This is a genomic window from Candidatus Polarisedimenticolia bacterium, from assembly GCA_035764505.1.
In the GTDB taxonomy this organism is placed as follows: domain Bacteria; phylum Acidobacteriota; class Polarisedimenticolia; order Gp22-AA2; family AA152; genus AA152.
This window is the reverse complement of the sequence record DASTZC010000213.1, coordinates 1-9,841: the sequence shown is the minus strand read 5'-3', so window position 1 is coordinate 9,841 and position 9,841 is coordinate 1. Positions and strand designations below refer to the sequence as shown.

The window sequence follows — 9,841 nt, the reverse complement described above, 5'->3', positions numbered from 1 at the left end:
CGCAGGGGCGTTGAGGGTGGAAATCGAGGTCCAGGTATCCGTCGATGGATCGTAGCGCCCGCCGAAGAGAGGAGGCGAGAAGAGAGGGCTGTTCTCGCGCCAGGCCACCATTCTTCCTCCGACCCAGACGGCGCTGTGTCCGTTCAGCGACGGCGCGTCGACCGACGAAATGGAGGCCCAGGAATCGGTGGCTGGATTGTAGCGCCCGCCGGTATTGCCCCCCGGGCTGCCGCCCCAGATGATCATTTCCGAGCCCGTCCACACCGCAGTGTGACCTGTCTTCGGAGGTGGAGCGCCGACCCCGGAGGTCGGAGACCAGCTGTCGCTGAGGGCGTTGTAGCGGGCGCCCACGGGCCCGAACTGCATATTGCCCCCCCAGACAATCATCGAGTCTCCCGTCGAGACGACCGAAACGGCGTCCCGATGATCCAGCGGAGAAGCTGCGAGCGACTCCCAGACATCGAGCGCGGGGTTGTAGCGGGCCCCTGCATTCAAGAGTGAGTTCCAGACGACCATTCTCGCGCCGGCCCAGGCGCCCACGGAATCGGCTCGGGCCGCGGGAGCGGAAACCGCCGAAGTCGCGCTCCAGGTGTTGGCGACCGGATCGTACTGTCCACCCGTGGCCGTGTAATTGGAGGCCAGATCTTTTCCGCCCCAGACCACCATGCGGCTTCCGGTCCACACTGCCAGGGGACTCTGCCTCGGAGAAGGGGCGCCGTTGGTTGACATGGACGACCAGGTGTCGGTGGCGGGATCGTAGCGGCCGCCCGTGTTGAAGAGGAACGGATCGCGATCTCCTTTGCCGCCCCAGACAAGCATCAGGCTCCCGGTCCAGACAGCGGCATGGTTCGATCGAGGAAGGGGAGGATCGCCCAGGGACTGGTTGTTCCAGGAGTCGTTGAACAGGCATCCGGAGGAGGAGGTCGCGGGCGTTATCTCCGCGCTGGTGCTGTCAAACGGCCACGACGCCGCGACGGAGCTCTCGTCCAGCCCGTCCCGGACCTCTTCCCACCAGGCTTCGAACGATCGCTTGGCAACCCGATATTGGGCGGCGCGCCGCTTTCCGGGCGTGGCGTCGAGAAGGACGCTCATGAAGCAAGCATCGCGATCCTCGAGAAGGGGACCAACTTCCCTCGGTTTTCCCGGAACTCCGACCGGCCATCCCGAGGCGGCTTCGGAGGACGATTCGGCACGGTCGGCCAAAGGGAGATCGCCACGCCCGGGATATCCATCGGCTCTCTCGTGGCTTTCTTCCAGAAGCCTGCGCTCCGGACTTTCCGCTTCAGGATCGACCGTCCCCGAGACGAGCCGGGCGCGAAGCTCCTCGGCTTCTTCGACTGCGGAAGCCTGGATTCTATGGTCGGACGCGAAGAAGCTGCGGATGAGACGATCCGTAAGCGCCGGGCGGGCGAGCATCTCCCGGATCAGGGTGCGGTCGTTTCCGAGCGCGGCGTACAGCTCCCTCAGCCTCTCGGGCATCCGCGACCCGGACTCCATTCTCGCCATCTCGCGATCGAGCATCTCGCCCGTAATCGGCGACCGCCAGTAGACCTCGAGGGCGACGCTTCGTTTGAGAGCATCACGGACTTTTCTTTCCAGCAGGGGACGGGGGACAGCCAGCTCGAAGGGACGGTTTGCTCCCACTTGATGGGAGTAGTAGACGCGCTCGATTCGCTCCTGGGCCGCGATGCGCTCCTCCAGGCTGAGAGTTCGCGTGGCGGAGCTCAAGCCTGGTGCTGCGGTCGAGAGCAGAAGCAACAGTGCTGGAGGGAGAAGCTTCCGGTAGCGGTTCATACGCATCCTCCTCAAACCTCAGAGGACACTTCGACGCGCCGCGCTGCCAGTCAGTTTGGTTGGTCGAGTTCGAGAAACTTGTCGGTAAGCTACGTCGCATTTCCAAACAAGTCAACGAGAGAATATTTAAAATTTTGATTCATGCGCCATCGGGTATCGAACAGTCACCATGCGGACGACATCCCAGCGAGCCTTCTCTGCAAGCACTGATGGGTGAGAGAAACTCTCGGTAAGTTAGTCGGACGATGGGCCATTGGAGTTCCCCCACGTCAGAGGGAGGGGGAGATTTTGCGTTCGGGTCTTCACGCTGCCCCTGCCGGGAAAGCCTGGAGTTCCATGTAGGATGGTGGGCGCCATGAGCAAGAGTCTTAAGCCCCGTCAAGATCAGCGCGCTGCCGAGGCAGGCCGAAAGACTTCAGGCATGCGCTCGGATGCAGTGCGGGCGGCCAGAGTGCCAGGCAAGGCAGCGTATCTGGGGGTGGCGGTTGTAGCGGCGATTGCCAGGCTGATCTGGATGCTGGGGCTTCGTCATACACCCTACTGGCACTATCTGATGGGGGATGCCCAGAACTTCGACCAGTGGGCCCGGCAGATCCTGCAGGGGACGCAGAAGGCCGAAGTGTTCTATCAGGCGCCGTTGTATCCCTACTTCCTGGCGCTAATCTATGGAATGTTCGGACACAGCCTGGGCGTTGTGCGGTTGATTCAGGCGGTGCTCGGCATTGTCGCGTGTGTCCTGCTGTTCGACGCCGTCGCGCGGTTCTTCGAAGATCGCCGGGTCGGGCTCGTAGCGGGGCTTCTGCTTGCAATCTATCCTCCCGCGATCTACTTCGACAGCCTCCTGGTGCGCGCCTCGCTCGCGGCGTTCCTCGTCACGCTGCTCATCTGGCTTCTCTCGCGGACCTGCCGTTCGGAGCATTTCGCCAAGCTGACCTGGTTCGGCGTCGGTGTCGTCGGCGGCTCCTTGCTGCTGACGCGCGAGAACGCGGCGGCGGCGATCCCCTGCGTGCTGGCCTGGGCTTGGTGGATCGGGAAAGACCGCCGACAATCGGTCGTCGCCTGTTCGCTCGTGATGGTGGGAGTGCTTCTGGTTCTCGCCCCCGTGGCGGCTCACAACGCTTCGATTTCCGGCAGGCTGCAGATCGCCGCGGCGAGCTTCGGGCCGAACTTCTACATCGGCAATCACCGGGGCTCCGATGGCGTCTATCATCCGCTCCGGCCGGGGCGCGGACACATCGCCCTCGAGCGCAACGATGCGACCCTCATGGCGGAAGCGGCGACAGGACGCTCCCTCGATGCGGCGGAGGTATCGGACTACTGGCTGCGACGCGCGCTGGACGACATCCGCGGCGCCCCGTTTGATTGGCTGCGGCTCCTGTCCTGGAAGAGCCTGTTGTTCGTGCATCGGCTGGAGCTGGCCGACACGCAGGATATCTACAGCTATGCCGAATCGATGCCCCCATTCGGCTGGCTGCTTCAGGTGTTGAATCAGGGCTTGCTCTGGCCGCTGGCTGTCATCGGAGTCTTCGTCTCATGGCCGAAATGGCGAAGGCTTTGGGTTCTCGGCCTCCTGCTCGCGGCCTATGCCGCCAGCATCATCTTGTTCTTTGTCTTCGATCGCTTCCGGTTTCCCGCGGTGCCGCTGCTGACGGCATTCGCCGCGGCTGGCCTGGCGGGCCTTCCACAGTGCATCCGTGCCGGGCGCTGGGTTTTACCTGTCGCGCTCGCAGTCCTGATGGGAGTCGCCGCCAATTGGCCGCTGGGAAGGGTGGATGAGCTGCGCTCGACGACGGCGCTGAACCTTGGCGCGCGTCTGGCACAGGAGCCAGGTCTCGAGCAGGACGCGATCGCCGCGTACCGGCATGCGCTCGAGATCGATCGGGAACAGCCTGCGGCGCTGAACGGGCTGGGACTGCTGCTCGCGCGCCAGGGGCGGTGGAGCGAAGCCGTGCCCCTCTTCGAGCAGGCCTTGCGCCAGGATCGGTCGTTTGCCGATGCCCACTACAATCTCGGCGTGGCCTTGAACGGAATAGGCCGGCCCGATCTCGCCCGGGAGCGCTTCAAGGCGGCCATCGATGCGGATCCGATGCATGCCGACGCGCTGGCTGCCTTGGGCGCGCTGCTCACCGAGGAGAACCGGCTGCCCGAGGCGGAGCAGCTGTTGCGACAGGCCGTGCGCATCGATTCCGGACACGCCGGAGCCTGGAACAGTCTGGGCATCCTGTACGCGCGGCGCTCCGATTTCCGCTCGGCGATCGACAGCTTCGAGCGCGCCCTGGCGGCCGATCCGGGGAACGAAGCGGCGCGCCAGAACCTGGCGCGGGCTCGCGCGCAGGGCCCTCGCTGATCGAGGCAACCGGCGTCTGCTCGAAGAATGAGCGCCATCCGGCCATTCATCGATCACGCCCCATGCCTGTTGCCGGGAGGCGATCCTCGTGACGCCCCGGCCTCCGGGCGGCTCGACGGGGAACCGGACTATGGCGTGTCGAAAGTCCCCTCGGTGATGGTCTGATTCCCGCTGGCGTCGATCGCCAGCACTTCATAGCCATGCGATCCCGCCGGAAGGGAGTCGGCGAACTCCTTCGGCAGAGTCCCCTGGAACGTCGTGGCGGGGAGCGTCACCTGGAACGGATCCACGATGACCTGATACCCGACGATGTTGATCTTTTCGTTCGGGAAGCCGGGTGGGGGACTGATGACCGGCTGCCAGCGAATGACGATGTTGTCCTCGTTCACTTCGGTTGGTGACCACGGAGCCGGCCGGAACGGCGTGGGTGAAGGTCGGAGCGCCTGGCCCTGCTAGAGCCTGGGGGCCTTGACCAGCGCGACGATCGTGGAGAAAAGCTCGGTCGAGTCGACCGGCTTGGCGAGATGCACTTTGTAGCCTTCGGCGAGCGCGCGCTCGCGGTCCTGGACCGACCCGAATGCGGTCAGCGCGATGGCGGGAACGGTGCCGCCCCGCTCGGGCGGGAGCGCCCGGATCGTGCGCATCAGGTCGTAACCGTTCCGCCCCGGCATGCCGATGTCGCTCACGAGGACATCGGGCCGCTGCCGCTGCAGGACTTCGAGCGCCTCGTCGGCCGACTTCACCGAGACGACATCGGCCCCCTGATCCTCCAACATCCTCCGCAGCGACTCGCGGGCTGCGACTTCGTCGTCCACGACGAGCACCATCAGACCGCTCAGCGATGCCGGCGAGGTGTCCGGCTGCTCCCGTACCGCTTGGAGGCTGGCGCGGGTCCCGGAGATGAGGGGAAGCGAAACGGTGAAGGTGGCGCCCTTTCCTTTCCCGGAGCTGCGCACGGAAATGCTTCCCCCGTGCAGCTCGACGAGCTGTTTGGAGACGGCCAGTCCGAGCCCGAGGCCGCCCTTGAGCCGGCTCGCCGGCGCCTCTCCCCGCCGGAAGCGCTCGAAGATGTGCGGCAGTACCTGCGAGGCGATTCCGACGCCGGAATCGCTCACGCTCACTTCGGCGCGCGAGTCCTCCTGGCGCAAGGCTACCTGAATCTCTCCACGGTCGGGCGTGAACTTGACGGCATTCGACAGGAGGTTCCCGAGGATCTGCTGCAGGCGGGCGGAGTCGCCGAGAATGAAGACCGGGGAAGCTCCGGCATCCGATTCGACCCGAATTCGCTTCTCCTGGGCGGCAGGGGACACGGAGTCGACGGCGGCGCGAACCTCGTCTCTCAGGTCGACCCTTTTGAGCATCAGCGACAGCTTCCCTGTCGAGATTCTTTCGGCGTCGAGCACATCGGAGATGAGCTGGGCCTGCATGCGACTGTTGCGCGCGATGATCTCGATCCCTTTTTGGCGGTCGTCGTCGCTCAGGCCCGGGCGCTTGAGGACCTCGGCCCAGCCCGAAATGGCGTTCAAGGGAGTCCGCAGCTCGTGGGACAGCACGGCGATGAAGTCGGCCTTGTCGCGGTTGGCTGCTTCGAGCTCGTCGGCGCGCACCCGCAGCTCCCTTTCAAGTCGATGGCGCTCGGTGACGTCGATCACGGTGGCCAGAAAAATCCGTTGGGCGTTCACCTCGATCTGGCTCAGCCGGACCTCGACGTCGACGATCTCGCCGCTCTTCTTGCGGTGCTGGGCGGTCTCGTCGCTGGGCAGGCGCTGCGTGGTGTGGAGCGCGTCTCGGAGCGCCTCGCCGGATTCCGGCGTGCACACGTCGAGCACCGTCATTTCGAGAAACTCCTCGCGGGCGTAACCGTACAGCGCGACGGCCGCGTCGTTCACGTCGATGAAGCGGAGCGTCTCCAAGTCGAACGTCCACTTCGGGAGAGGACTCTGCTCGAAGAGGACCTTGAACCTCTGGAGGTTCTCCCGGGCGGCGGCCTCGAGGCGCGTGAGGAAGCTCACGTCCTCGATGACGAGCAGGATGCATTCCTGCTCCTCGCCCGGGACCACGAGCTTCCGGGCGTTGAGCCGCATGATCCTGTGACCGATGTGCTCGAACTCTTTTTCGACATGGAAGTCCTCGATCGTCGAGACTCCCGGAAGGATGTTGCCCAGGAGGCGGCGCAGCTCCTGAATATTCCATTGGCCATCCCCCAGCTCGAAGATCAGGCGGCCCACCGTCTCTTCACGGGTGACGTGGAAGCAGTGGTAGAAAGAGCGGCTGGCGGTCCGGACGCGGAGATCGGAGTCCAATACCAGGAGCGGGTCCCGAACCGTCGCCACGACGCTCTCGGCGTACTCGCGGGCGCGCCGGATCACGTCGATATCCGTCATCATCAGCACGGCGCCTTCGATTTTGGCTTCGAGCGTCATGTAGGGACGGATGCGCAGGGAATACCAGCGGCCGTCCCGCGCCTTGACCTCGCGCTCCACGAAAGAGACCTTGTCGATGACCTCTGTGAGGAGCGACTCGAGCTCCGGAAGGTCGACCTTCATCCGTATGTCGGTGATCGGCCGGCCCACGTCTGAGGAGATGATGTTCAGGAGCTTCTCCGACAGAGGGCTGAACCGCCGTATGCACAGATCGCGTCCTACGATGATGATCGCCACCTGGACGCTGTTGATCAGGTTCGTCAGGTCGTTGTTCAGCCGGCCCAGCTCCAGGTTGCGGTTGTTCAGCTCCTCGTTGACGATGGTCAATTCCTCGTTGGCGGACTGGATCTCCTCTTTCGAGGTTTCGAGCTCTTCGTTGATGCTCTGGAGCTCTTCATTGACCGATTGGGACTCCTCGTTCGTGGACTGCAGCTCTTCGATCGCGCTGTCGTGCTGCTCGCTCAGCGATTGGAGGTATTCCCGGGTGCTCGTCAGCTCATGCTCGAGTCGGCTGACCTCTTGGGCGGACTGCCGCTCGGATTTCGAGGCGCCCCTCGCCTCGCGCTTCGCGGTCCCGTCGCGGCGGCCCTTGACCGGAAGCTCCTCGAACATGACGAGGAACCCCCCGTCTCCCCCGGAGGCGCCTTTGACCGGGATGACCGCGAGCCTCACGTCTCGGTAACCGTTTTTCGACCGGACTCTCACACCTTCCTCGCGCACCGGCTTGTTCTGCTTCGCCGCCCGCTGGAGCGCCGAGCGGAGGGGAACGAGCAGGCCCGGGCGGGCCATCTTGAGGAGCGCAAAGCTCGACTTGCCCTCGGCCGGCACCAGGTAGGATTCGGTGTCTCCCCGGAACTGGAGTATCTCGAAATTCACGTCCACCAGCACCGCGGCAGGAGCGAATCCGATCAGCAGGCGGTCGGCCTCCCGGTAGAGGTCGGCGTCGCTGAATACGGCCGCGGTGCCAGTCGCAGTTGCCCGCGGGGACGGTTCCTGTCCCTCACCGGCCGGCGGCCGCCTGGGCAACACCGGCGGCATTCGCGCGGCGCCGGGCTTCTTGAAGAAGATCTTGTGCTTCTGGTCCTCGATCCCGAACAGAGGGCGGAACTGGCCGAGTGTCTCGGACGCCCCGAGGACGAGATATCCCGTCGGCTTGAGGGCGTAATGAAGAATGGGGATCACCCGTTGCTGGAGCGGCGGCTCCAGGTAGATGAGAAGATTTCGGCAGCTGACGAGATCCATGCGCGAGAAGGGGGGATCGGACAGCACGTTGTGCCGCGAGAAGATGCACATGTCGCGGATGGGCTTGCTGATCCGGAAGCTTCCTTCCGCTTCGACGAAGAACCGGCGAAGGCGTTCGCGCGAAACGTTCTCCAGGCGCTCCTTCGGGTAAGCCCCGCCTCTCGCCCGTTCGACCGCCACGCTGTTCAGATCGGTGGCGAAGATCTGTACGGAGGCGACGCCGTTGAGAGACTCCATCACCTCGGAGAGGACCATGGCGAGCGAATAGGCTTCCTCGCCGGTGGAACATCCCAGGATCCAGATGCGAATCCCGTCCTGACGGGAGCGATCTTTCAGGAGTGCCGGGATGACGCTGGTCTTCAAGGCCTCGAACATTTCAGGGTCCCTGAAGAAGCTGGTGACATTGATCAGCATGTCCTGATAAAGGGCCTCGGCTTCCGCGGGGTGGCCCCGCAGGAACTCCGTGTACTCACGAACTCCCGCTTTCTTGAGGAGCACCATCCGGCGCGTGACGCGCCGCAGGAGGGTACTCGCCTTGTACTGCGTGAAATCGATCCCGGTCCGGGAGCGGACAAGATGCAGGACGGGGGCCAGGTCCTGCTTGCCGGGCGCGTCGGCCCGCGTCCGGTCCTCGATGTGCCTCGCGGCTGCGACCGGAGCCAGGAAAGGGTGGGTGGCGATGCGGCCGATCTCCTCGGCGATTCCCTCGGGCGACAATACGAAATCGACCGCTCCGGAGGCGATGGCGCTCTGCGGCATGCCATCGTACTGGGCCGTCTCGTCCTGGGCGAAGGTGATCCCGCCCTCGGCCTTGATGTCCGCAAGCCCCAGCGTCCCGTCGGTGGCCGTGCCTGAAAGCACGACGCCGACGGCCAGGTGCCCCTGACTCTTCGCCAGGGAGCGGAAGAACTGATCGATCGGATGGTGGCGTGGAGCCGAGCGCGGCTGCAGCTGGAGGTGCCCGTGAGCGATGACCATGTCCCGGTCCGGAGGGATCACGTAGACCCGGTTCGGCTGAACCTCCGGCTCGTCCGCGACCTCGGTGACCGGCATCGAAGTGGCGCGTGAGAGGATGCCCGCGAGGGCGCTCTGGTGCGTCGGAGCGAGGTGCTGCACGAGGACGAACGCCATGCCGGTATCGACCGGCAGGCTCCGGAGGAGCTGCGTGAACGCCTCCAGCCCGCCGGCCGAAGCGCCGATGCCTACGACGGGGAAGGCAGGCCGCGTCTCGGGGACCGCGCTCTCTTCAGCGGAGTGCGCGGGCGGGCGGGCGGGCGGGCGGGCGGGCGGGTTGGTTCCTCGCCTGGTAGATCCTTCTTTTCATCGAGGCGTTTGCTTCCGGATGAAGCTTTTGAGGGGTTTCGGGGAGTTTCCATATCCTGGTCGCCGGCGTACTCCCACGCGGAGAAAGAGTCTCTTCGATCCTGCTTCGGCGGCTACCGTCAAATACGGAGCGTCTTCTTGGATTCGCTATAGCTTACACCATGGGGTCCTCCACCCGAAATACTTGATCGGTCCCCGTTGCCGGCCGGCCGCCTTCCTTGTGCCGGAGTTTCGGCGTCGAGCCGGAAAGCTCTGGGAAAATCCCGGTGGATCGGCAGTTCGAGCGTCACCGTCCACCGTGCGGGAAACTGAAGAGCAAATCGGCACTCCTGGGATCGAGAACATTTTCTTGATGACGCACGAAGAGCGTGTTAAAGAAGATGCGCATCCAGCAAGCTTGTCTGGTTCGCAGCCAACCAACGAGGCACGTGGCTGCAGGAAGAGCGTGCCCGGAGGCCCAACCGACGGCTCCGAAAGGAGCCCATTTCTGAGCGTCGGCGTTTAGCCGCACGCTCGAAGGAGGCCCGCACATGGACAAAGTAGGATGGATGGTTCTTTCGATTCTCGTGGCTGCCGCCGCGGCGTCCCACTTCGCGGCTCCCAAGTCCACAACTCCCAGCACGGAGTCGTTCAACTGCAAGATCGTGCAGTGCGCGGCTCCGGATTGCCTCGACAATGAGCACCTTCAGACGCCTCCGGGCCAGTGCTGTCC

The 9,841-nt window shown here is 64.5% G+C and carries 5 protein-coding genes; 2 read left to right on the top strand and 3 right to left on the bottom strand.

Translation table 11 applies throughout. The annotated features are described in order from the left end of the window. Positions 1-1,794 (bottom strand): hypothetical protein (locus tag VFW45_14000; protein ID HEU5181897.1); only part of this gene is annotated, 1,794 nt, incomplete at its 3' end. Between the two features lie 421 nt (positions 1,795-2,215). On the opposite strand from VFW45_14000, the gene VFW45_13995 reads away from it, so the two are divergent. Then, on the top strand, positions 2,216-4,141 hold the full coding sequence (locus tag VFW45_13995; GenBank protein ID HEU5181896.1) for a tetratricopeptide repeat protein: 1,926 nt from the start codon (positions 2,216-2,218) through the stop codon (positions 4,139-4,141). Positions 4,142-4,269: 128 nt separating this feature from the next. Here VFW45_13995 and VFW45_13990 read toward each other — a convergent pair whose 3' ends face one another. Both VFW45_13990 and VFW45_13985 read right to left on the bottom strand, forming a co-directional pair. Continuing rightward, entirely contained in the window at positions 4,270-4,530 is a 261-nt protein-coding gene (locus tag VFW45_13990) for a hypothetical protein (GenBank protein HEU5181895.1), read from the bottom strand. 63 nt (positions 4,531-4,593) lie between these two features. Next, complete coding sequence (locus tag VFW45_13985; GenBank protein ID HEU5181894.1) at positions 4,594-9,006, bottom strand: CheR family methyltransferase; 4,413 nt, start codon at positions 9,004-9,006, stop codon at positions 4,594-4,596. A 653-nt stretch (positions 9,007-9,659) separates the two neighbouring features. On the opposite strand from VFW45_13985, the gene VFW45_13980 reads away from it, so the two are divergent. Further along, the coding region (locus VFW45_13980; protein HEU5181893.1) for a hypothetical protein at positions 9,660-9,841 on the top strand (182 nt) is incomplete at its 3' end.